Origin of the sequence: Kosakonia sp. N21 (assembly GCF_050587465.1) — a bacterium.
In the GTDB taxonomy this organism is placed as follows: domain Bacteria; phylum Pseudomonadota; class Gammaproteobacteria; order Enterobacterales; family Enterobacteriaceae.
The window spans coordinates 698526-721767 of sequence record NZ_JBOBHR010000002.1; the positions used below are offsets into that span (position 1 = coordinate 698526).

Consider the following 23242-nt stretch of genomic DNA (forward strand, 5'->3'; position numbering starts at 1 on the left):
GGGCCTGTCGAACTCGACAAGCCGAAATTAATCATTTGTGATTCACAAACAACACCATCGATTCCAGGTGGCCTGTGTGCGGGAACATGTCCAGCATCGCCAACTGCTGAATCTGGTAACCCGCCTGTAAAAGCGCTTCACTGTCGCGGGCAAGGGTGGCGGGATTACAGGAAACGTACACCACCCGCTGCGGCGACAATTTTATAATATGTTGCATCACGCCTGCAGCACCTGCGCGCGCCGGATCGAGCAACACTTTGTCAAAACCCTGTCTGGCCCACGGCTGTGTTGTGACATCGTCCTCCAGATTTTCATGAAAGAATGTCACATTGTGCAAGCCATTCTGTTGCGCGTTTTGCTGCGCTTTCGCCACCAGCCCGGCAACGCCTTCTACGCCGACGACGCTGCCCGCCCGTTTCGCCAGCGGCAGCGTGAAATTGCCCATTCCGCAGAACAGATCCAGTACGCGATCGCCTGGCTGCACATCCAGCCACGCCAGCGCACGGGCGACCATCTGTTGGTTCACACCGTCGTTCACCTGGATAAAATCCCGCGGACTGAACGTTAAGCGTAGCCCTTCCGAGCTGTACCAGGGAACTTCTCCACGCACATGTTCCAGTATCTCGCTTTGCGGCGCCAGATACAGCGCCAGGTCATGAGAATGCGAAAACTGTTCCAGTTTTTCTTTATCATCAGCCGCTAACGGGCCGGTATGGCGCAAAACCATCAGCGGACCGTTGTCTGCGTCAACCAGTTCAACATGCCCAAGATGACGCACCGCTTTCAATTGCGCCAGACATTCACGCAGCGGCGTGAGCAATGCTTCAAGGCGGTGCACCAACACCGGGCAACGCGTGATAGCGACGATGTCACTGTCGCCGGCTTTACGAAAGCCCATCGCCAGCTGCTGTGTTTTTGGCTGCCAGCTCAGGCTTAAGCGTGCGCGTCGGCGATACCCCCACGGCTGAGCGGCAATCACCTCTTCGACATCGTGTTTCATCAAACGTGCCAACGCAGCGCTTTTACTGCGCTGTTGCAGTGCAACGCTGGCATGCTGCTGCTGGCAACCCCCGCAAACGCCAAAATGCGGGCATGCGGGCGCAACACGCTCCGGGCTGTCGTTCAGGCGGCGTTTTACCTCACCGCGCGCAAATTGCCGTTTGTCCTCTTTCAGGTCGATTTCTGCCGTCTCGCCAGGCAAAAGTCCGGGAACAAACAACGCCTTACCATTATGGCGCGCAACCCCCTGCCCAAAGGGATCAAGGTCGTTTACGGTTACCGTTAGTGTTTGACGAGTCGTCACGCGTCGTTTTGCAGAGTAGAATTGCGCCATTGCCTGGAAATATCTCATTACCGATTAATGACCTTATTCTCCCATAACGGAATTCCATGACCAACTACAGCTTGCGCGCACGCATGATGATTCTGATCCTGGCCCCCACCGTACTAATCGGTGTGCTGCTCAGCATCTTTTTTGTTGTTCACCGCTACAACGACTTACAGCGTCAGCTGGAAGATGCCGGCGCCAGCATTATTGAACCGCTGGCGGTCTCCAGCGAATACAGTATGGCATTGCAGGACAGAGAGGCTATTGGTCAGCTTATTAGCGTTCTGCACCGCCGTCATTCGGATATTGTGCGGGCCATCTCTATTTATGACGGCAAGAACGATGTGTTTGTTTCATCGAATTTCCAGCTCGATGGCGACGACCTGAAACTGGCGGAGGGGCAACCTTTCCCGCGCAAATTAAGCGTGACCCGCCGCGGCGATGTGATGGTACTGCGCACGCCAATCCTTTCTGAAGGCTACGCGCCAGCGAATACCTCGCTTCCGGCCGATAAAATTACCGGCAATATGCTCGGTTATGTCGCGCTGGAGCTGGATCTGAAATCCGTGCGCTTACAGCAGTACAAAGAGATTTTTATCTCCAGCCTGATGATCTTGTTCTGTATCGGCATTGCACTGATTTTCGGCTGGCGTCTGATGCGCGATGTCACCAGTCCGATCCGTAATATGGTGAACACCGTAGACCGTATTCGTCGCGGGCAGCTGGATAGCCGTGTCGAAGGCTTTATGCTCGGCGAACTGGATATGTTGAAAAACGGCATCAACTCGATGGCCATGTCGCTGGCGGCCTACCACGAAGAGATGCAGCACAATATTGATCAGTCCACCTCCGATCTGCGAGAAACGCTGGAGCAGATGGAGATCCAGAACGTTGAGCTGGACCTGGCCAAAAAACGTGCGCAGGAAGCCGCGCGCATCAAGTCAGAGTTCCTAGCCAACATGTCTCATGAGCTGCGTACACCGCTGAATGGGGTGATTGGCTTTACCCGCCTGACGCTGAAGTCGGAGCTGAACCCGACACAACGCGATCACCTGCTCACGATTGAGCGCTCGGCCAACAACCTGCTGGCCATCATCAACGACGTGCTCGACTTCTCCAAACTGGAAGCGGGCAAACTGATCCTTGAGAGCATCCCTTTCCCGCTGCGCAATACGCTGGATGAAGTGGTGATCCTGCTGGCGCACTCCGCCCACGATAAAGGGCTGGAGCTGACGCTGAATATCAAAAACGATGTGCCGGATAACGTAATTGGCGATCCGCTGCGTTTACAGCAGGTCATTACCAATCTGGTGGGAAATGCCATCAAGTTCACCGAAAATGGCAACATTGATGTGGTCGTGGAGAAACGCGCGATCAGCAATAACAAAGTGCAGGTTGAGGTGCAGATCCGGGATACCGGCATCGGTATCCCGGAACGTGACCAGTCGCGTTTGTTCCAGGCGTTTCGTCAGGCCGACGCCAGTATTTCCCGTCGCCATGGCGGTACCGGTCTGGGGCTGGTGATCACGCAGAAACTGGTTAATGAGATGGGTGGCGATATTTCGTTCCACAGCCAGCCGAACCGCGGCTCCACCTTCTGGTTCCATATCAATCTCGATCTCAACCCGAATGCCATTACCGAAGCACCTGCAACAGGCTGCCTGGCGGGCAAACGGCTGGCCTATGTTGAACCCAACGCCACCGCAGCGCAAAGTACGCTGGATGTACTGAGCGAAACGCCGCTGGAGGTGATTTACAGTCCGTCTTTCTCCGCATTGCCGCAGGATCATTACGATATTTTGCTGATGGCGATTCCGGTCACCGTTCGCGAACCGCTAAGTATGCAGCATGACCGCCTCGCGCGGGCGGCGGCCATGACGGATTATCTCTTGCTGGCGCTCCCTTGCCATGCGCAAGTGAACGCGGAAGAGCTCAAGCAGGATGGCGCAGCGGCTTGTCTGCTGAAACCGCTGACGCCCACGCGTCTGCTGCCTGCGCTCACGGAATATTGCCGTTCCACACGCTTAGCCCAAACCTTTGTACCTGACGAAAGCAAGCTGCCGATGTCGGTGATGGCGGTAGATGACAACCCGGCAAACCTGAAATTAATCGGCGCGCTGCTTGAGGATCAGGTTCAGCACGTTGAGCTATGCGACAGCGGTATACAAGCCCTTGAGCGCGCCAGACAGTTGCAATTCGATCTGATCCTGATGGATATCCAGATGCCGGATATGGACGGCATCCGCGCCTGTGAGCTGATCCGCCAGTTACCCCACCAGCAGCAAACGCCGGTGATTGCCGTAACCGCGCATGCCATGGCGGGGCAAAAAGAGAAATTACTGAGCGCCGGCATGAACGACTATCTGGCGAAACCGATTGAAGAAGACAAGCTGCACAACCTGCTGCTGCGCTATAAACCCGGCCCGGACATCAGCACCTGGTTAACGCCGCCGGAGCCAGAGACGCCCCATGCAGAACCGGTGGTCAATGCGGATGTGACGCTCGACTGGCCGTTGGCCTTGCGCCAGGCGGCGGGTAAAACCGATCTGGCGCGCGAGATGCTGCAAATGCTGGTGGAGTTTCTGCCGGAAATCCGCAATCAGGTGGAAGAGCAACTGGTGGGAGAGTCGCCTCAGGGGCTGTCGGAAGGGATCCATAAACTGCATGGCAGCTGCGGTTATAGCGGCGTTCCGCGCCTGAAAAACCTCTGTCAGCTTATCGAGCATCAGCTTCGCAGCGGCGTACCGGCCGAGGAGCTGGAGCCGGAGTTTCTTGAACTACTGGATGAAATGGACAATGTGGTGCGCGAGGCGCGCAGATTGATTGGGTAGTGAGGTTGCCGGATCGGCGTTTTCGCGCCCTCCGGCAAACAAAGGCTACAATGTCTGACCCGCTTTCAGCACCGCCGCCACGTTACGCGCCGTCATGCGCACGTTTTCTCTGGCATTGGCCAGCGCATCGTCCAACGAACAGATCCGGTAGATGACGCTGAAAACCGCATCAATACCGTGACTGTGCACCACACCCACATCGGCGGTCAGGCTACCGGCGATACCAATGACCGGGATCCGGTAACGTTTTGCGACTTTCGCCACCCCCACCGGCACTTTGCCGTGCACGGTCTGGCTGTCTATCCGCCCCTCCCCGGTGATCACCAGGTCCGCATCCGCAACGTACTTATCCAGCTCAAGCGCATCGGTAACGATCTCAATTCCGTGACGCAGTTCCGCACCGCAAAACGCGTACAGTGCCGCGCCCATTCCCCCGGCTGCGCCGCCGCCAGCCAGATTCAAGACATCCAGATCCAGATCGCGGGCGATGATCTTCGCATAACGCCCCAGCGCATCGTCCAGCCGGGTGATCATCTCAGGCGTGGCCCCTTTCTGGGGACCAAATACCGCCGACGCGCCCTCTTTGCCGGTGAGTGGGTTGGTCACGTCGCAAGCCACTTCGATACGGCACTCCGCCAGGCGTTTATCCAGTTCGCTGATATCAATACGTTCCAGCGTCTCCAGCGCCGCGCCGCCCAAAGCAATCTGCTCGCCCTGGCCGTTCAGCAATTTTGCGCCCAGCGCCTGCACCATCCCTGCACCACCGTCATTCGTGGCGCTACCGCCAATGCCAATGATGATGTGTTTCACGCCCGCATCCAACGCGTGGCGGATCAATTCGCCGGTTCCCCAGGAGGTGGTCACCAACGGATCGCGTTTCGCCGGAGGCACTTTTTCCAGCCCGCTGGCCGCCGCCATTTCAATAAAGGCAGATTTTTCATCGCCGGAAAGACCATAAAAACCGTTAGCCTGCTCGCCAAGTGGGCCCTTCACCGTCACGTTAACGATGCGCCCTTCGGTCGCGGCAACCATGGCTTCAACTGTCCCTTCTCCGCCATCTGCAACCGGTATTTTTACATATTCCGCTGAGGGAAAAATCTCGCGAAAGCCACTCTCTATGGCGGTCGCTACATCCAGAGCACTCAAACTTTCTTTATAAGAGTCAGGTGCGATAACAATTTTCATAAGCCATCCTTACGCATATTCACTGCCGCAAGCATACACCCGGAAGCCTGAGGAAAATGCCAGCCCCCGCAAGGACTGGCGATCCCCGTTAACGCACCATGCACGGACGTTTGTTATCAAACTTCCAGTCCGGGATCAGGTACTGCATCCCCATGGCATCATCACGCGCGCCGAGGCCGTGTTTCTGGTACAGCTCATTCGCTTTCATCACCTGGTCCATATCCAGCTCAACGCCCAGACCCGGTTTCTGTGGTACCTGCACCATGCCGCCTTTGATTTCAAACGGCGCTTTGGTCAGACGCTGGTTGCCTTCCTGCCAGATCCAGTGTGTATCGATAGCGGTGATTTTGCCCGGCGCTGCCGCTGCAACATGGGTAAACATCGCCAGCGAAATATCGAAGTGGTTATTGGAGTGTGAGCCCCAGGTCAGGCCGAACTCGTGGCACATCTGGGCGACGCGTACAGACCCCTGCATGGTCCAGAAATGCGGATCCGCCAGCGGAATATCCACAGATTGCAGCGACAGGGTGTGCCCCATCTGACGCCAGTCGGTAGCAATCATGTTGGTGGCGGTCGGCAGACCGGTTGCGCGGCGGAATTCCGCCATCACTTCACGCCCGGAGAAGCCCTGCTCCGCGCCACACGGATCTTCCGCATAGGCCAGCACGCCTTTCAGGTGCTTACCGATTTTAATGGCTTCATCCAGCGACCAGGCGCCGTTTGGATCCAGCGTCACACGCGCCTGTGGGAAGCGTTTCGCCAGCGCGGAAATGGCTTCCGCTTCTTCCATGCCAGCCAGTACGCCACCTTTCAGTTTGAAATCGTTAAAGCCGTATTTCTCGTAAGCGGCTTCCGCCAGGCGCACAACCCGATCCGGGGTCATCGCGGCTTCATGGCGTACACGATACCAGTCGCATTTGTCATCCGGCTGGCTCTGGTAAGGCAGCGGCGTTTTTTTGCTGTCGCCAACGAAGAACAGGTAGCCAAGCATTTCCACTTCGCTGCGCTGCTGGCCTTCGCCGAGCAGAGAAGCCACGTTCACGCCAAGGTGCTGCCCGAGCAGGTCGAGCATCGCCGCTTCAATACCGGTCACCACGTGGATGGTGGTGCGCAGGTCAAAGGTTTGCAGGCCACGGCCACCGGCATCGCGATCGGCAAAGGTGCTGCGAACGGTATTGAGCACGTTTTTGTACTCACCCAGCGTTTTCCCGACCACCAGTGGAATGGCGTCTTCCAGCGTTTTACGGATTTTCTCGCCGCCGGGAATTTCACCCACGCCCGTATGTCCTGAGTTGTCTTTGATCACCACGATATTGCGGGTGAAGAACGGGGCGTGTGCGCCGCTCAGGTTCATCAGCATGCTGTCATGACCGGCAACCGGAATAACCTGCATGGAGGAGACAACGGGAGTAGAAGTATGTGTGCTCATTTTTTATCCTTTTGGTCTATCAATGACGTCCAAAAACGGGGCGTTTTTTGTCAAACGTCCAGCCAGGGATGAGGTACTGCATTGGGCCTGCGTCATTGCGCGCGCCGCCAGGCAGTTTTTTGTATGCTGCGTGCGCTTTCTCGATTTGCTGCCAGTCGATTTCCACACCCAGGCCAGGCGCATCCGGTACGGCGATTTTGCCCTGGCGGATTTGCAGCGGTTCTTTAGTCAGGCGGGCATCGCCCTCCTGCCAGATCCAGTGCGTGTCGATGGCGGTCGGCGTCCCCGGCGCGGCGGCACCAACATGGGTGAACATCGCCAGAGAGATATCGAAATGGTTGTTGGAGTGGCAACCCCAGGTTAATCCCCAGTCGTCGCAAAGCTGGGCCACGCGCACCGCGCCAGAGAGCGTCCAGAAGTGCGGATCGGCCAGCGGAATGTCCACCGCATTCAGCATTACTGAATGCCCCATTTCACGCCAGTTGGTGGCGATCATATTGGTGGCAACCGGCAAACCGGTGGCGCGGCGGAATTCCGCCATCACTTCACGCCCGGAGAAGCCCTGCTCCGCACCGCATGGATCTTCTGCATAGGTCAGCACATCATTCAGGCCTTTGCACAGGCTGATAGCTTCGTCGAGCAACCAGGCGCCGTTGGGATCGACGGTGATACGCGCATCCGGGAACCGTTTTTTCAGCGCCCGTACGGTGTCGATCTCTTTTTCACCCGGCAGAACACCGCCTTTCAGTTTGAAATCTTTAAAGCCGTAACGATCCTGCGATGCTTCCGCCAGACGCACCACCGCGTCGCTGTTCATCGCTTCCTGATGGCGCAGGCGATACCACTCGTGGCTGCCCGGCGTGGCGTCGAGGTACGGCAGATCGGTTTTGGTACGATCGCCGATATAGAACAGGTAACCCAGCACCGTTACCGCATCGCGCTGTTTTCCCGGACCGAGCAGTTCGCATACCGGCACATTCAGCGCCTTACCTAACAGGTCGAGCAGTGCAGCTTCCAGCGCCGCTACGGCGTTAACACGCAGTTCAAACGTCCACGCGCCTTTACCGAAGGTATCGAAGTCTGCGGCCTGGTTGCCCTTATGCACACGCTGAACCACTTTGTTCAGTCGCGCCACTTCCTGCCCCACCACCATCGGCGTGGCATCAACCAGGGTTTTATAGATAACCTCGCCGCCAGGGGCTTCACCGACGCCGGTGTTACCGGCGTTATCGGTGAGGACCACAATATTGCGGGTAAAATATGCGTTATGCGCGCCGCCGATGTTCATCAGCATGCTGTCATGCCCGGCTACGGGAATGACTTTCATCTCTGTGATAATGGGGCTTGCTTGTGTGTTCATCATTAACGTCCTGTCACAGGTTTCAGTACAATACGTTTGATATCACCGACCACCACCAGGTAGCTCAGTACCGCCACCAGCGCATGGATCCCAACATAAATCAGCGCGCCATTGAACGAACCGGTGGTGCCCACGATGTAGCCAATCGCAATCGGCGTAACAATGCCGGAAATGTTACCGAACATATTGAACAGACCGCCGCTCAGGCCGCTGATCTCTTTCGGCGCAGTATCCGCCATCACTGCCCAGCCCAGCGCACCGATGCCCTTGCCGAAGAACGCCAGCGACATAAAGGCGATAATCAGCATTTCTGAATCAGTGTAGTTACAGAACACCATGCTCATCGAGAGCAGCATACCCAGTACGATTGGCGTTTTGCGGGCAAGGTTCAGCGAGCCATAGCGACGCATTAACCAGTCAGAAATGATCCCGCCAAGTACCCCGCCGGTGAAACCGCAAATCGCCGGAATCGATGCAATAAAGCCAGCTTTCAGAATCGACATCCCCCGCGCCTGCACCAGATACACCGGGAACCAGGTGATAAAGAAGTATGTCAGGGCGTTAATGCAGTACTGACCCAGATACACGCCGATCATCATGCGCGACCCCAGCAACTGTTTGATCTGTCCCCATTTCTCAGAGAACGGAACACTCTCTTTGTTGCTTTTCTGATCCATATTGATCAGCGCGCCGCCTTCAGCAATGTACTCCAGCTCTTTCTTGTTCACGCCTGGGTGTTGGTTCGGCTCGTGGATCATTTTCTGCCACAGCAGGCTTATCAAAATGCCCAGACCGCCCATAAAGAAGAACACATGTGACCAGCCCACTTCATGTGTCAGCCAGCCCATGATCGGCGCGAAAATAACGGTGGCAAAGTATTGCGCAGAGTTAAAAATCGCCACTGCCGTGCCCCTTTCCTGCGCCGGGAACCAGGCCGCAACGATGCGACTGTTGCCAGGGAAGGAAGGCGATTCCGCCAGGCCCACCATAAAGCGCAGGGTGAAGAGCGCAACGATGATGCCAAAGCCGTTGAAGACGTCGACGAAACCCTGTAACAGGGTAAACAGCGACCAGGTGAAGATAGACCAGAAATAGACGCGTTTAGAGCCAAAGCGGTCCAGCAACCAGCCGCCCGGGATCTGACCAATCACATAGGCCCATGAAAACGCAGAGAAGACGTACCCCATTCCGACCGGGTCCAAACCAATGGCTTTGGACATCTCCGAACCGGCAATCGACAACGTGGCGCGGTCGCCGTAGTTGAAGGATGTGACGATAAACAGCATCACCACTATCCAGTAGCGTGCGTTCGTGCGCTTTTCAGCGCCGCTCGCCGCCTGGCTAAATGTACTCATGGTTGTACTCCCGAAGCATAAATGTTCATGTACATTCATCCTGTACGGCACAACCTGTAGGGGTAGACAGGATGATGTAGTTGTGTTTTTTGCAGTTTCCCTGCCTGGGTCGCTATCCCCTGCGGACTGCATTTTTTTAACTGGCGAGAAAAGTATAAAAAGCGCCTTACCAACACTCACCGTGCAACAACACAACATTCGTTACCCTGCACCCGGCGGTTTATTGCATTAGCCCAGGCGCGTGGGGAGTACCTCACGGAAATGAAAACCAATAGCCGCCGCAGAAGGGCAAAAGCCGGGCGGTTTTAAATAATGTGAAACAGGTCGCTTGACCCCGTGGAGATGCACTTTTTATCCCTGCAAATTCGCCGGGCATTAAGGGCAATTGCCAGAAGCTTACTCGATTCAGTCGGAACATAATGGGCGGTCGCTATCGTCATGCGGATTGCATCACGGCGAACCATCAAGACAGGTTCAAAAGGGGTTTCCCTCCCTGTAGGGGGGAGGGAAAATTCTTATTTGAGGAGGGTCGCCCAGTGTTCGACCCACGGGTTGGAGACGCTTTCCGGTTCCGGATCTTCGCTGGCATCAATCAATAACATGTCGCCAATGCGCTGAGCGCCCTGCTCCTGCAACAGCGCATCGAACTGCTTACCGCCGCCACAGAAATGGGTATATGTGCTGTCGCCCAGGGCAATCACGCCATAACGTAGTGCCGGCTGATAGCCTACGGTATCACGCAGATAGTGAAAGAGCGGCGCGATGCTGTCCGGTAAATCCCCCTGCCCGGTTGTCGATGTCACCACCAGCGCATACCGATCTTTGTTGCCGTCCCAATCTGCGACGTCGGGATCTTCAAACACGGTAGCTTTATGACCGTGCGCCGTGAGGATCGCCTGCGCTTCTTCCGCCACTAACAGCGAATTACCGTACATGGTGCCAACAAAAATTCCGATCTCCGCCATGCTCTTCACTCCTTGGGTGATGTCTGATTTTCCTCATCGTGACCGCTCAGACTGGAGAACTCAACCCTTTCATTATCAGGGAGAAGTCCTTGCCAGCCGAACTGCGACAATGCGCGCATCCAGACATCATCCAGCCCGGCGCGCAGCGTTAATGCTTCGCCGGTAAACGGATGCGTTAGCGTCAACTGACTGGCGTGCAGCATTAACCGGTTGCAACCGAAGTGCTCCGCTGCGCTGCGGTTTTGCCGCAAATCCCCGTGCTTGCTGTCACCGATAATCGGATGGCGCAGATGCGCTAAATGGCGACGCAACTGATGTTTACGGCCGGTTTTCGGCTCAAGTTCAACCAGCCCATAGCGGGTGGTCGGGAACTTGCCGGTGGCAACGGGCATCTCGGTGGTCGCCAGCCCGCGATAATGCGTCACCGCAGGTTGCGGGCCTTTATCGGTGCGGGCGAATTTATCCGCAACTTTATCGAGTTCTTCAACCAATGGATAATCAAGCAACGCTTCCTCCATCAGCCAGCCGCGCACCACCGCGTGATAACGCTTCTGGATCTGGTGTTGCTCAAACTGCTGTGCAAGCAGACGACCCGCTTCACTGGATAATCCCATTAGCAAAACGCCGGAAGTCGGCCTGTCGAGACGGTGCGCGGTGAAAACGTGCTGACCGATTTGGTCACGCACCGTTTGCATCACCACGACTTTTTCGTCGCGATCCAGCCAGCTACGGTGCACCAGCCAACCCGATGGCTTGTTGACCGCAACCAGCCATTCATCCTGGTAAATAATCTCCAGCATCAGTTACCGTCGCCGGTAAACAGTGCATCGAGCTGCTGTAAATGCAACAGCACTCTCTCGCGGTGAGGATGGGCCGCGTCCAGCGCCATTTCATAATAGGGCGCAACGGCGAAAGCCTGAGGAAGCGGCTGCCCGCTATCCAGCAGCGCGTGCATACGCGGGATCAACACCCATTGCAGCCATTCGAATGGCTCGAGCGTATCCATACAAAAAGGTTGAGTGCTTTCAAAAGCGCTGGCTTGCGGAACCGTAGTTTGCCAAAGCTGGCGTTCGCGCAGCAGGGCTTCGAGAAGCTCAAGCTGCTGACGCACGCGAAGATGAAGCGTCATAAAAACCCCGAAATAAAACAGACTGGCGCGCAGGATACCAAAGAGATGAGCAAATAAAAAAAGGGAGCACTGTAAAACAGTGCTCCCGGTTCGTTTTGCAGCAATCCAGCTACCTATTGTGCTCCCTGCTCGTCCGTGACAACTTTTCCTGCGGTCTCCTGACCTGTTCATCCTTAAACATCGCATCATGCTCACACCACCCCGATGTGACATAGCTTTATCCTTAAAGCGTGTCCTTGATCATCCTGATCCGCCGACCATCCCTACCGGCTCACGTTCTCCGTCCTGGAGGTGTCCCTTAACGCGTTCCTGCGTTTTCCTCTCGCTTCATCATGAAGCCTTCCTTGCAGCACCCTCCGGTGTGTCCATGAAGCAACATCATCCTGATGTACGCTTCGTTGTCAGACTCCGTGTCGACAGAGATAGAATCACCCATTCTGTTTCGTCTTACAAGAAGACTTAATGCAAATAATCTTTTGAATGAAAGCATGCAACATCAAGAATTACTAATTAAATTATTAATTAATAATGGATTTATTAGAAATGTCGTAAAGATGTTAAGGAATTAGAACAGGCGATCTCCTACAGGTCATGTAAGAGATCTCTTACAACAAGAGTAGTATAGTGGATTACACAACGGGTTCGAGATGGTTCAGAAATGCGGCAAGATCCGGCGCCAGAACAACCCGCTGACGCGTTCCCAGCGTCTCTTTAATGACTTCCCCGCTCAGATTGCACAGCGAAATCACATCCAGCTCACTGTCGAGCGTGGCAATAAAAAGTGTAGGAGAAAGCTTCAATCTTCTCTGCGTGAGCAGATGACCAATCAGGTTTTCCTGCACACGCCGGAAGTCATCTTCACTCCAGGTTTGCAGTAAGGTCAGGGTCTCAGAAGCAAAACGCGCCGTCATATCACCGGCAAATTGTGTGGTATAGAACGCGTGGAGCGCAGGTTGTACCACAATATCCATCGCCTGTTCAACGGGGTTTACATTTCGTTCGGGCAGGAACGGTTTAGGCTGCCAGAAAACGCTATTATCAGTTGAAGAAATAATGCACGGCGAAGGCACGCCATAAAGCGCTTCACTCTCAGGCCAACTGCCGCGTTGCGCATGCCATGCATCGCAATAACGTTGGGTAAAGGCTTCCAGAGCCAGAGCCGTTTCTTTTTCCACCGATTTCTCTCTTCACATAAGCCAGGATACACTTTGCGGCATAGTCTACCTGCAAAATGGCGATGAAACATGTCTTCTTATGATAACCATCAGGCGCTCTCTGGCCTGACGCTGGGCAAAACCACCTCTTACCGCGACACCTACGACGCCACGCTGCTTCAGGGCGTTCCCCGGTCATTAAACCGCGATCCACTCGGGCTAACGGCCAATAATCTGCCGTTTCGCGGAGCAGATATCTGGACGCTGTATGAACTCTCCTGGCTGAATGCTAAAGGCCTGCCGCAGGTCGCCGTAGGCCACGTGGAGCTGGACTACGCCAGCCTGAACCTGGTGGAATCAAAGAGCTTCAAACTCTATCTCAACAGCTTTAACCAGACGCGTTTCGCCAGTTGGGACGATGTGCGCGCCACGCTGGAGCGCGATCTGAGCGCCTGCGCGCAGGGCCAGGTTACCGTTGCGCTCTATCGCCTTGATGAACTTGAAGGCCAGCCTGTCGCCCATTTTCACGGCACCTGCATCGACGATCAGGATATTGACGTAGATAACTACGCTTTTGATGCGGCGTTACTCACCGATGCCGCCAGTGGAAAAGTGGTGGAAGAGACGCTGGTCAGCCATCTGTTGAAATCTAACTGCTTGATCACCCACCAGCCGGACTGGGGATCGGTGCAGATCCAGTATCGAGGGCCGAAGATCGACCGTGAAAAACTGCTGCGCTATCTGGTCTCATTCCGCCATCACAACGAATTCCACGAACAATGCGTCGAGCGCATTTTTACCGACATTCAGCGTTTCTGCCAGCCGGAAAAACTGAGCGTTTATGCGCGTTACACGCGTCGCGGCGGGCTGGATATCAATCCATGGCGCACCAATACCGATTTCGTTCCGGCAACGGGTCGCCTGGTGCGCCAGTAAAACTTCGCGCGCGGGTTGTTAAACGTCATAAGCCAGGGCTATTGTAATCAAGAGGGAATATAAAATTTTCGTCCCGTAAGGAGTTCACTTGATTACACATATTAGCCCGCTTGGCTCCATGGATATGCTGTCGCAGCTGGAAGTCGATATGCTTAAACGCACGGCCAGCAGCGACTTGTACCAACTGTTTCGTAACTGTTCGCTCGCTGTGCTGAACTCAGGGAGCCTGACGGACAACAGCAAAGAGCTGCTTTCTCGCTACGAAAGTTTTGATATCAACGTGTTACGCCGTGAACGCGGCGTAAAGCTGGAACTGATAAACCCACCGGAAGAGGCCTTTGTTGACGGGCGGATTATCCGTTCGTTGCAGGCTAACCTGTTCGCCGTGCTGCGCGATATTCTGTTCGTCAACGGGCAGATTAATAACGCCGGGCGTTTCCAGCATCTGGATCTGGAAAGCTCCATCCACATCACCAACCTGGTCTTTTCTATTTTACGTAACGCCCGTGCGCTGCACGTGGGCGAAGCGCCGAGTATGGTGGTCTGCTGGGGCGGTCACTCAATCAATGAAACCGAATACCTCTACGCCCGCCGTGTGGGAACCCAGCTTGGTCTGCGCGAACTGAATATCTGCACCGGCTGCGGGCCAGGCGCCATGGAAGCGCCAATGAAAGGCGCCGCCGTAGGCCACGCGCAACAACGCTATAAAGAAGGTCGCTTTATCGGGATGACCGAACCGTCGATCATCGCCGCCGAGCCGCCAAACCCGCTGGTCAACGAATTGATCATCATGCCGGACATTGAAAAACGGCTGGAAGCCTTTGTCCGTATCGCGCATGGCATCATCATCTTCCCGGGCGGCGTGGGCACAGCAGAAGAGTTGCTCTATCTGTTGGGGATCCTGATGAATCCGGCCAACAAAGATCAGGTGCTGCCGCTGATCCTGACCGGGCCGAAAGAGAGTGCGGATTACTTCCGCGTACTGGATGAATTCATTGTCAATACGCTGGGTGAAGCCGCGCGCCGCCACTACACCATCATTATTAATGATGCCGCTGAAGTGGCCCGCCAGATGAAAAAAGCGATGCCGCTGGTGAAAGAGAACCGCCGCAATACCGGCGATGCCTACAGTTTCAACTGGTCAATACGTGTTGCGCCGGACCTGCAAGTACCGTTCGAGCCAACCCATGAAAATATGGCGAATCTCAAACTTTATCCGGATCAACCGGTAGAAGTGCTGGCAGCGGATCTGCGTCGCGCTTTCTCCGGCATTGTGGCGGGTAACGTGAAAGAGATGGGTATCCGGGCGATTGAAGAGTTCGGACCCTATAAAATTCATGGTGATAGCGAAATGATGCGCCGCATGGACGATCTGCTGCAAGGTTTTGTCGCCCAACACCGTATGAAATTGCCAGGCTCCGCCTACATCCCCTGCTACGAAATCTGCTCCTGATCGTGAAGGGCGACCAATAAGTCGCCCTTATACCTAAAACACCTCTTTTCAGTAACGCCGTTTACTCCACCAATAATTAATACAATCCAATTGCTTTTATCGTCGATAAATCACTGTAATTGATGCGGTTAACAGCGATTTTATCCTCTTTCAACTCTGTGGGTTTGATCGCAAATCTTGCCAGTGATAGCCTTCGCGCCCATAAATCTCACATCATGATCGTTAAGCAGCGATATGGTCTAAATATACACACATAAAAAGTAGATTATTGCAATTGCGATCCCGATCACTGATAGAGTCATAACATAAATGTATCTTTCCGCCGCAAATAATTGCGGAAAGAAATTATAAAAAAACCGTGATTGACCGGATTTAATATTACCGCTGGCGTTTCGGGCATGGTTTTTACCCGTAATGGCAGCATTTTGCTTTTCCCAGGAGATTTATCAATGGAAACGACTCAAACCAGCACGTTGGCCTCGACCGAAACGCGCAGTTCATGGCGTAAGACCGACACCATGTGGATGCTGGGCCTCTACGGCACCGCCATCGGCGCGGGTGTATTATTCCTGCCAATTAACGCCGGCGTTGGCGGACTTATCCCGCTGATCATCATGGCGATCATTGCCTTCCCTATGACCTTCTTCGCACACCGCGGCCTGACCCGTTTTGTGCTGTCCGGTAAAAACCCGGGCGAAGACATCACCGAAGTGGTGGAAGAACACTTTGGTATTGGCGCAGGTAAACTGATTACCCTGCTCTACTTCTTTGCTATCTACCCGATCCTGCTGGTTTATAGCGTGGCGATCACCAATACCGTCGACAGCTTTATGACCCACCAGTTGGGCATGACGCCGCCGCCGCGCGCGATTCTCTCCCTGATCCTGATTGTCGGCATGATGACTATCGTGCGTTTTGGCGAGCAGATGATCGTAAAAGCGATGAGTATTCTGGTGTTCCCGTTTGTTATCGCCCTGATGCTGCTGGCGGTATACCTGATCCCGCAGTGGAACGGCGCCGCACTGGAAACCATGTCTTTCAGCAGCGCGTCTGCAACCGGTCACGGCCTGTGGATGACCCTGTGGCTGGCCATTCCGGTTATGGTGTTCTCGTTTAACCACTCACCGATCATCTCCTCTTTTGCCGTGGCGAAACGTGAAGAGTACGGCGTAGAAGCAGAACGTAAATGCTCCCGCATTCTGGCGTTCGCGCACATCATGATGGTGCTGACCGTGATGTTCTTCGTGTTCAGCTGCGTGCTGAGCCTCTCTCCGGCAGATCTGGCCTCCGCGAAAGAGCAGAACATTTCTATCCTCTCTTACCTGGCGAACCACTTTAATGTGGAACTGATTGCCTGGATGGCGCCGATCATTGCGATGATCGCCATCACCAAATCCTTCCTCGGCCACTATCTGGGCGCGCGTGAAGGTTTCAACGGTATGGTTATTAAGTCTCTGCGCAGCAAAGGCAAAACCATCGAAATCAACAAGCTGAACCGCATTACCGCGCTGTTTATGCTGGTGACCACCTGGGCGGTGGCCACGCTGAACCCGAGCATCCTGGGCATGATCGAAACCCTGGGCGGCCCGATCATCGCGATGATCCTGTTCCTGATGCCGATGTACGCCATCGCCAAAGTACCGGCTATGCGTAAATACAGCGGCAGCATCAGCAACATCTTCATTGTTATCATGGGTCTTATCGCTATCTCCGCGATCTTCTTCTCCCTGTTCAGCTAATCTTTTCGCGCCGTCCGTCATGGACGGCGCGTTCCTCTTTGCAATGGATAATGCGTTATGATCAGCGTATTCGACATTTTTAAAATCGGTATTGGTCCCTCCAGTTCACACACCGTGGGCCCAATGAAAGCCGGTAAACAATTCACAGACGACCTGATTGCCCGCAACATGTTGCATGATGTAACCCGCGTGGTCGTGGACGTTTACGGTTCTCTCTCCCTGACAGGGAAAGGCCACCACACCGATATCGCCATTATTATGGGCCTGGCGGGTAACCTGCCGGACAGCGTCGATATCGACACCATTCCGGGATTTATTCAGGATGTTAATACCCATGGCCGTCTGCTGCTGGCAAACGGTGAACATGAAGTGGAGTTCCCGGTCGATCAGTGCATGAACTTCCATGCCGATAACCTCTCTCTGCATGAAAACGGTATGCGCATCACTGCACTGGCGGGCGATAACGTCCTCTACAGCCAGACGTACTACTCCATCGGCGGCGGCTTTATCGTCGATGAAGAGCACTTCGGCCAGACCAACAGTGCACCGGTCGCGGTTCCGTACCCCTACAAAACCGCAGCAGATTTACAGCAGCACTGCCGCGATACCGGCTTGTCGCTCTCCGGCCTGATGATGCAAAACGAACTGGCGCTGCATAGCAAACAAGAGCTGGAACAGCACCTTGCCCGCGTGTGGGATGTGATGAGCGGCGGGATTGAGCGCGGCATCGTCACCGAAGGCGTGTTGCCGGGTAAATTGCGTGTACCGCGCCGTGCCGCAGCACTGCGCCGCATGCTGGTCAGCAGCGACAAAACCACCACCGATCCGATGGCGGTCGTTGACTGGATCAATATGTTCGCCCTGGCGGTTAACGAAGAGAACGCCGCCGGTGGCCGCGTGGTTACCGCCCCGACCAATGGTGCCTGTGGGATTGTTCCTGCAGTGCTGGCTTACTATGACAAGTTTATCCGCCAGGTGAACGCCAACTCGCTGGCACGTTACCTGCTGGTCGCCAGCGCGATAGGCTCGCTGTATAAAATGAACGCGTCCATTTCCGGTGCGGAAGTGGGCTGTCAGGGCGAAGTGGGCGTTGCCTGCTCAATGGCGGCGGCAGGTCTGGCGGAACTGCTCGGTGGCAGCCCGGCACAGGTTTGCATCGCAGCGGAGATCGGGATGGAGCACAACCTCGGTTTGACCTGCGACCCGGTAGCCGGACAGGTGCAGGTGCCCTGCATCGAGCGTAACGCCATTGCTTCCGTGAAAGCGGTCAACGCGGCCCGTATGGCGCTGCGCCGCACCAGTGAACCGCGCGTCTGTCTCGATAAAGTCATCGAAACCATGTATGAAACCGGTAAAGATATGAATGCCAAATACCGCGAAACTTCACGCGGTGGCCTGGCCATGAAGATCGTTACCTGCGACTAACCCCCGCACAGGATGCCTCGTTTTGCGAGGCATCTTCCTGATTGTTCCCCGTTTCATAGCCTCGCAGTGCCTGCGATGTTACCCTTAGCGCACGATTTCAAGGAGGGTATCTGTGGCTCATCTGTTAATTGTCGACGCACTCAATCTGATCCGCCGGATCCATGCGGTACAGGGATCGCCCTGCGTGGATACCTGTCTGCATGCGCTGGAGCAATTGATTGTGCACAGTCAGCCCACTCATGCGGTGGCGGTATTCGATGATGAAGCCCGCGCGCAGAGCTGGCGTCACCAGCGATTGCCGGATTACAAAGCAGGCCGCCCGCCGATGCCGGACACATTACACAACGAGATGCCCGCATTGCGCGCCGCCTTTGAACAACGCGGTATTCGTTGCTGGGCGACGCCGGGTAACGAAGCGGACGATCTTGCCGCTACGCTGGCAGTAAAAATGGCGCAAGCCGGGCAACAGGCGACCATCGTTTCCACCGACAAGGGTTACTGCCAGCTACTCTCACCGACAATCCGCATCCGCGACTATTTCCAGAAACGCTGGCTGGATGCGCCCTTCATTGCGCAGGAGTATGGCGTCACGCCACAGCAGTTACCGGATTACTGGGGGCTGGCGGGCATCAGCAGCTCGAAAGTACCGGGGGTCGCCGGGATTGGCCCGAAGAGCGCCACTCAGCTACTCACTGCCTTTCCTACTCTCGAAGCCCTGTATGACAATCTGCATGAGGTGCCGGAGAAGTGGCGGCAGAAGTTGCAGGCACACAAAGAGATGGCGTTTATCTGCCGGGACGTGGCGCGGCTGCAAACCGATTTACAGCTGGATGGCAACCTGCAACAGCTACGACTGACACGTCAACCGGGCCCACCGGGTGGCGGGCCTTAGCGGATTATTGCCCTCTGAACGGATGATGTTTCACCCAGTGTTCAGCAATATCCTGGCGTCGGCAGATCCACACATCATCATGGCTCTGCACATAATCAAGAAACCGCTGTAACGCGCGAAAGCGCCCCGGTCGCCCCAGCAAACGGCAATGCATGCCAATCGACATCATCTTTGGTGCGGTTTCGCCCTCTTCATACAGCACATCAAAGCTGTCTTTCAGATAGGTGTAAAACTGCTCGGCGGTGTTGAACCCCTGCGCGGTGGCAAAGCGCATATCGTTGGCATCCAGCGTATAGGGCACGATCAGGTGCGGCTTGCCCGCCTCTGTCGTCCAGAACGGTAGATCATCGCCGTAATAATCGCTGTCATAGAGAAAGTCCCCTTGCTCCACCACCAGCTTGCGGGTGTTCGGACTGTCGCGCCCGGTATACCAGCCAAGCGGCTTTTTGCCGAACAGGGCGTGCAGGATCTCAATGGCCTGCTGCATATGCTGACGCTCAGTCTGGATATCCAGATCCTGATAATGGATCCAGCGCCAGCCGTGACTAACGACATCGTAATCGGCTTCTTTTATCGCATCGACGATAGCCGGGTTACGCGCCAGCGCCATTGCCACGCCGAAGACCGTTAGCGGCAGACCGCGTTTCTGAAACTCCTGATGGATACGCCAGAAACCCGCGCGCGACCCGTACTCATAGAGCGAATCCATCGACATATGACGCGCCGGGTAGCTGGCCGCGCCAATAATGTCAGACAAAAACTGCTCCGAGCCGCTGTCGCCGTGCAGCACATGGTTTTCGCCGCCTTCTTCGAAATTAAGGACAAACTGAACCGCAATACGCGCTCCACCCGGCCACTGTGCGTGAGGCGGTTTTCCCGCGTAACCTGCCATATCGCGCGGATAATCGGCGGTAAAGTGCCAGAAAGGTTTGTCCGTTGCTGATTGCATACTGATTTCGACCTCTTTATTCAGTGCCGCTTTCAGCAAAGCTGTTCGAAATATCCTGAAAGCGGCTTTTTATTGGGATACGCGAGATCGCCGTATTTACTGGTGCCAAGCCCAAGAGCGAGGAGAGATTCCACCATCTTCACCGCTGCGGTGACGCCATCAATCACCGGAATACCCAGTTCCTGGGTTAGCGCCCCCGCAAGATCGGCCATACCGCCGCAACCCAGCACGATTGCGCCGCTGTTATCCTCGCGTTTTGCTTGTATACAACGCTCGCGTACCTTTTGTTGAGCAAGACCCGTGCCATCTTCCAGCGCCAGCACCGGTAAATCGATCGCATGCAGCGCTGCGCAGTGGTGTTCAAAGCCATACTGGCGCAATAAATGGCGGGCAATGATCACCGTGCGCGGCAGCGTGGTGACGATCGAAAAGCGCGTCGCCACCAGCGTTGCCATATGCATTGCCGCTTCGGCGATGCCAACCACCGGGCCAGCGGCCAGCTCACGCGCCGCCAGCAGTCCCGGATCGCCAAAACAGGCAATCACATGTCCCTGAGCGCCCTGCGCTTTGCCCTGTTTAATCTGCTCCAGCACCCCCAGCGCGGCGATGGCTTCATCAAAATGCCCCTCGATAGATGCCACCCCTTGCGATGGACAGCTGGCAAGAATGGTTGTCCCGGACGACGCCACGTTGCGGGCCGCCATCGCAATGGTGTGGGTCATCTCCGGGCTGGTATTAGGATTGATAACTTGTATACAAAATTCGCTCATCGGTGTTCTCCGCTGGCGCCAAACAGGCGGGCAAAATCAGGCAACGTTTCGCCGCTGCGTTCGAAACGCAAGCTGGAAACAATATGATCAAAGTGATGGGCCATGGCGTCACTCAGCGCGGGCAGTGCTTTTTTACGCAGCAGCGCAATCAACTGGTCATGGTCGTCGCAGCGGCACCCGCGCTGCCAGGGCGCGCCCCAGGCGGCAATCACCAGCGACGAACGCTGTGCAAGGGTGGTGATAATGTCGGTCACCACCGCATTGCCGGAAATCGCCTGCAACTGGATATGAAAAGCGGCCGAGTGGCGGATCGCCGCCGCGCCATCGTGGCACTGGTGCGCCTCTTCTTCCAGCGCGACAATTTTTTCCAGTCCCGCCAGATGCGGCGGCTGTAAATGTTCCAGTACCTGCGGCAGGTTGGCGCACTCAATCATTTTGCGGGTGGTGAAGATGGCCTTTGACTCTTCAACGCCCGGATGCGCCACAAATGCACCACGTCTGGGCGTCATGGTGATCATTTGCACTGTTGCAAGGCGCGTCAGCACCTTGCGGATCCCTGTGCGACTTACCCCAAAGACCTCCGCCAGCGCCTCTTCCGGCAGCTTGCTGCCGGGCGGTAATTGATGTTCAACAATCGCGGTCATCAACGACTGCCAGATGAAATTCTCTTTATCTTCCAGATCCGAAGGGGTCTGCAGCCCCATCTGATGATTCATGTTGACGTTCCTTTGTTACTTAGCCTTTCTATTTTTGTATACATCATTAATTTATTTTGTATACAAAAAATTAAAACCTGGCCTGGTTAATGCAACGTGAGCGTACAGACAACACGTCACTATCTGTATGCAGAGGAGCAGAATCCATGCCAAATGTTGAACCTAATTACGATGCACGTTACAGCCCACGCCTCACCAATGAGGATTTGGCCCCCACCCGCGACCAGAACTGGAGCTGGTACAATATTTTCTCTTTCTGGATGTCCGATGTGCATAGCATGGGCGGGTATGTGGTCGCCGCCAGCTTCTTTGCCCTGGGTCTTGCAAGCTGGCAGGTCTTACTTTGCCTGCTGCTGGGAATTTGTATTGTGCAGTTGTGCGCAAACCTCGTTGCCAAGCCCAGCCAAATGGCGGGCGTACCGTATGCGGTGATTTGTCGCCAGGCGTTTGGCGTCTTTGGCGCGAATATTCCGGCGGTGATCCGTGGACTTATCGCCTTTGCCTGGTACGGTATTCAGACCTACCTGGCCGCCAATGCCCTGATGCTGGTGCTCCTGAAGTTCTGGCCCGAACTTGCCCCGATGACAACCGGCCATTTTCTTGGTCTCTCTCACCTTGGCTGGGTCTGCTTCGGCATTATGTGGGTATTGCAGGCGCTGGTGTTCTGGCATGGAATGAGTGCAATCAAACGCTTTATTGATGTTGCCGGTCCGGCAGTGTATGTGGTGATGATGGCGCTGGCCGGCTGGATCCTCTACCAGACGGGCTTCGAGGGGATCTCCTTTACGCTTGCCAGCAAACAACTGACCGCAGGAGAGCAAACCTGGCAGATGATCACCGCCACGGCATTGGTGGTCTCTTACTTCTCCGGCCCGCTGCTGAACTTTGGCGACTTCTCACGCTATGGCAAAAGCATGCAGGAGATCCGCCGCGGCAACCGCTGGGGCCTGCCGTTCAACTTTCTGCTGTTCTCGATTGTGACCGTGGTGATCGTTTCCGGTACGCAGTCTCTGTTCGGCAAAATGATCACCGATCCGATTGAGACCGTCAGCCATGTGGGCAACAGCCTGGCGATGGCAATTGGCCTGCTGACGATGATCACCGCCACTATCGGCATCAATATCGTGGCGAACTTCGTCTCCCCGGCGTTCGATTTCTCCAACTGTTCACCACAGAAAATCAGCTTCCGCGCAGGTGGCATGATTGCCGCTGTTGGCTCAGTACTGTTGACACCGTGGAACCTGTTCCAGTCACCGGAACTCATTCATTACACGCTGGATGTGCTGGGTGCGTTTATCGGGCCGTTGTTTGGCATCCTGCTGGCGGACTTTTACCTGATCAAACGCGGGAAGGTGTTTGTCGACGATCTGTTCAGCGTGTCACCGCAGGGACGTTACTGGTACAACAATGGTTTTAACCCGAAAGCGATTGCCGCACTGGTGCCTTCGGTGGCGGTTGGTCTGATTATCAGCTTTATTCCGGCGCTGCATGAAGTGGCCAACTTTAGCTGGTTTATCGGTGCGTTCCTGGGGGCGGGTTGCTATCGCTGGCTGGCACGCCATGAACGTGAAGACGTTAGCCACGGATTCAGTACACAGCGCGTGACGGCGAAAGAGTAAAAACGACG

General features: G+C 55.3%; 19 protein-coding genes. 7 read left to right on the forward strand and 12 right to left on the reverse strand.

Translation table 11 applies throughout. The features are described from left to right. Window positions 1-31 precede the first annotated feature (31 nt). Window positions 32-1333 carry a 23S rRNA (uracil(1939)-C(5))-methyltransferase RlmD gene (rlmD, locus tag ACQ3G7_RS06990; RefSeq protein WP_430889351.1) on the reverse strand — a complete coding sequence of 434 codons (1302 nt, stop codon included), beginning with the start codon at window positions 1331-1333 and terminating at the stop codon, window positions 32-34. Between the two features lie 56 nt (window positions 1334-1389). Here rlmD and barA point away from each other — a divergent pair, with 56 nt between their 5' ends. Continuing rightward, window positions 1390-4158, forward strand: a complete 2769-nt coding sequence (gene barA, locus ACQ3G7_RS06995) for a two-component sensor histidine kinase BarA (RefSeq protein WP_430889313.1) — start codon at window positions 1390-1392, stop codon at window positions 4156-4158. 45 nt (window positions 4159-4203) lie between these two features. Here barA and ACQ3G7_RS07000 read toward each other — a convergent pair whose 3' ends face one another. The 8 genes from ACQ3G7_RS07000 to syd all read right to left on the reverse strand — a co-directional run bounded on the left by ACQ3G7_RS07000 (window position 4204) and on the right by syd (window position 12756). Next, window positions 4204-5343 carry a glycerate kinase gene (locus ACQ3G7_RS07000; RefSeq protein ID WP_430889314.1) on the reverse strand — a complete coding sequence of 380 codons (1140 nt, stop codon included), beginning with the start codon at window positions 5341-5343 and terminating at the stop codon, window positions 4204-4206. 88 nt (window positions 5344-5431) lie between these two features. Further along, window positions 5432-6772, reverse strand: coding sequence for a glucarate dehydratase (gudD, locus tag ACQ3G7_RS07005; RefSeq protein WP_430889315.1), 1341 nt, complete (start codon window positions 6770-6772; stop codon window positions 5432-5434). A 19-nt stretch (window positions 6773-6791) separates the two neighbouring features. After that, window positions 6792-8132, reverse strand: a complete 1341-nt coding sequence (locus ACQ3G7_RS07010) for an enolase C-terminal domain-like protein (RefSeq protein WP_263100966.1) — start codon at window positions 8130-8132, stop codon at window positions 6792-6794. A gap of 2 nt (window positions 8133-8134) precedes the next feature. After that, window positions 8135-9487 (reverse strand): MFS transporter, encoded by a 1353-nt coding sequence (locus tag ACQ3G7_RS07015; protein WP_430889316.1) that lies wholly within the window; start codon window positions 9485-9487, stop codon window positions 8135-8137. Between the two features lie 515 nt (window positions 9488-10002). Beyond that, complete coding sequence (locus tag ACQ3G7_RS07020) at window positions 10003-10452, reverse strand: flavodoxin (protein ID WP_430889317.1); 450 nt, start codon at window positions 10450-10452, stop codon at window positions 10003-10005. A gap of 5 nt (window positions 10453-10457) precedes the next feature. Beyond that, window positions 10458-11252, reverse strand: coding sequence for a tRNA pseudouridine(65) synthase TruC (gene truC / locus ACQ3G7_RS07025; protein ID WP_430889318.1), 795 nt, complete (start codon window positions 11250-11252; stop codon window positions 10458-10460). Then, complete coding sequence (locus ACQ3G7_RS07030) at window positions 11252-11581, reverse strand: YqcC family protein (protein ID WP_263097958.1); 330 nt, start codon at window positions 11579-11581, stop codon at window positions 11252-11254. Before ACQ3G7_RS07030 ends, truC begins: the two co-directional genes overlap by 1 nt. A gap of 629 nt (window positions 11582-12210) precedes the next feature. Then, window positions 12211-12756, reverse strand: a complete 546-nt coding sequence (gene syd, locus ACQ3G7_RS07035) for a SecY-interacting protein (protein WP_430889319.1) — start codon at window positions 12754-12756, stop codon at window positions 12211-12213. A 69-nt stretch (window positions 12757-12825) separates the two neighbouring features. Between syd and queF the strand changes: the two genes are divergently transcribed. The 5 genes from queF (at window position 12826) to xni (ending at window position 19180) form a co-directional block, all read left to right on the forward strand. Beyond that, window positions 12826-13671 (forward strand): NADPH-dependent 7-cyano-7-deazaguanine reductase QueF, encoded by an 846-nt coding sequence (queF, locus tag ACQ3G7_RS07040; protein ID WP_430889320.1) that lies wholly within the window; start codon window positions 12826-12828, stop codon window positions 13669-13671. An 88-nt stretch (window positions 13672-13759) separates the two neighbouring features. Beyond that, window positions 13760-15124 carry a nucleotide 5'-monophosphate nucleosidase PpnN gene (gene ppnN / locus ACQ3G7_RS07045; protein ID WP_263097961.1) on the forward strand — a complete coding sequence of 455 codons (1365 nt, stop codon included), beginning with the start codon at window positions 13760-13762 and terminating at the stop codon, window positions 15122-15124. A 449-nt stretch (window positions 15125-15573) separates the two neighbouring features. Continuing rightward, window positions 15574-16863, forward strand: coding sequence for an HAAAP family serine/threonine permease (locus tag ACQ3G7_RS07050; RefSeq protein ID WP_430889321.1), 1290 nt, complete (start codon window positions 15574-15576; stop codon window positions 16861-16863). A gap of 57 nt (window positions 16864-16920) precedes the next feature. Then, the gene (locus ACQ3G7_RS07055; protein ID WP_430889322.1) at window positions 16921-18288 is read left to right on the forward strand and encodes an L-serine ammonia-lyase; all 1368 of its coding nucleotides are present in this window, start codon (window positions 16921-16923) and stop codon (window positions 18286-18288) included. 112 nt (window positions 18289-18400) lie between these two features. Further along, window positions 18401-19180, forward strand: a complete 780-nt coding sequence (gene xni, locus ACQ3G7_RS07060) for a flap endonuclease Xni (RefSeq protein ID WP_430889323.1) — start codon at window positions 18401-18403, stop codon at window positions 19178-19180. A 4-nt stretch (window positions 19181-19184) separates the two neighbouring features. On the opposite strand, the gene puuE is transcribed toward xni, so the two are convergent. The 3 genes from puuE to ACQ3G7_RS07075 are packed head-to-tail and all read right to left on the reverse strand — an operon-like array spanning window position 19185 to window position 21615. Then, window positions 19185-20129, reverse strand: coding sequence for an allantoinase PuuE (gene puuE, locus ACQ3G7_RS07065; protein ID WP_430889324.1), 945 nt, complete (start codon window positions 20127-20129; stop codon window positions 19185-19187). A gap of 32 nt (window positions 20130-20161) precedes the next feature. After that, complete coding sequence (locus ACQ3G7_RS07070; RefSeq protein ID WP_430889325.1) at window positions 20162-20899, reverse strand: aspartate/glutamate racemase family protein; 738 nt, start codon at window positions 20897-20899, stop codon at window positions 20162-20164. Next, window positions 20896-21615 (reverse strand): GntR family transcriptional regulator, encoded by a 720-nt coding sequence (locus ACQ3G7_RS07075; protein ID WP_263097967.1) that lies wholly within the window; start codon window positions 21613-21615, stop codon window positions 20896-20898. The genes ACQ3G7_RS07070 and ACQ3G7_RS07075 overlap by 4 nt, the downstream gene beginning before the upstream one ends. Window positions 21616-21761: 146 nt before the next feature. Between ACQ3G7_RS07075 and ACQ3G7_RS07080 the strand changes: the two genes are divergently transcribed. Then, window positions 21762-23234 (forward strand): NCS1 family nucleobase:cation symporter-1, encoded by a 1473-nt coding sequence (locus ACQ3G7_RS07080; protein WP_263097968.1) that lies wholly within the window; start codon window positions 21762-21764, stop codon window positions 23232-23234. The last annotated feature ends 8 nt before the right edge of the window (window positions 23235-23242 follow it).

Bases quoted from the DNA above. Each gene is read 5' to 3' on its own strand.
- rlmD (WP_430889351.1), bottom strand. From the start codon at position 1,333: ATGGCGCAATTCTACTCTGCAAAACGACGCGTGACGACTCGTCAAACA.
- barA (WP_430889313.1), top strand. From the start codon at position 1,390: ATGACCAACTACAGCTTGCGCGCACGCATGATGATTCTGATCCTGGCC.
- ACQ3G7_RS07000 (WP_430889314.1), bottom strand. From the start codon at position 5,343: ATGAAAATTGTTATCGCACCTGACTCTTATAAAGAAAGTTTGAGTGCT.
- gudD (WP_430889315.1), bottom strand. From the start codon at position 6,772: ATGAGCACACATACTTCTACTCCCGTTGTCTCCTCCATGCAGGTTATT.
- ACQ3G7_RS07010 (WP_263100966.1), bottom strand. From the start codon at position 8,132: ATGAACACACAAGCAAGCCCCATTATCACAGAGATGAAAGTCATTCCC.
- ACQ3G7_RS07015 (WP_430889316.1), bottom strand. From the start codon at position 9,487: ATGAGTACATTTAGCCAGGCGGCGAGCGGCGCTGAAAAGCGCACGAAC.
- ACQ3G7_RS07020 (WP_430889317.1), bottom strand. From the start codon at position 10,452: ATGGCGGAGATCGGAATTTTTGTTGGCACCATGTACGGTAATTCGCTG.
- truC (WP_430889318.1), bottom strand. From the start codon at position 11,252: ATGCTGGAGATTATTTACCAGGATGAATGGCTGGTTGCGGTCAACAAG.
- ACQ3G7_RS07030 (WP_263097958.1), bottom strand. From the start codon at position 11,581: ATGACGCTTCATCTTCGCGTGCGTCAGCAGCTTGAGCTTCTCGAAGCC.
- queF (WP_430889320.1), top strand. From the start codon at position 12,826: ATGTCTTCTTATGATAACCATCAGGCGCTCTCTGGCCTGACGCTGGGC.
- ACQ3G7_RS07050 (WP_430889321.1), top strand. From the start codon at position 15,574: ATGGAAACGACTCAAACCAGCACGTTGGCCTCGACCGAAACGCGCAGT.
- ACQ3G7_RS07055 (WP_430889322.1), top strand. From the start codon at position 16,921: ATGATCAGCGTATTCGACATTTTTAAAATCGGTATTGGTCCCTCCAGT.
- puuE (WP_430889324.1), bottom strand. From the start codon at position 20,129: ATGCAATCAGCAACGGACAAACCTTTCTGGCACTTTACCGCCGATTAT.
- ACQ3G7_RS07070 (WP_430889325.1), bottom strand. From the start codon at position 20,899: ATGAGCGAATTTTGTATACAAGTTATCAATCCTAATACCAGCCCGGAG.
- ACQ3G7_RS07075 (WP_263097967.1), bottom strand. From the start codon at position 21,615: ATGAATCATCAGATGGGGCTGCAGACCCCTTCGGATCTGGAAGATAAA.
- ACQ3G7_RS07080 (WP_263097968.1), top strand. From the start codon at position 21,762: ATGCCAAATGTTGAACCTAATTACGATGCACGTTACAGCCCACGCCTC.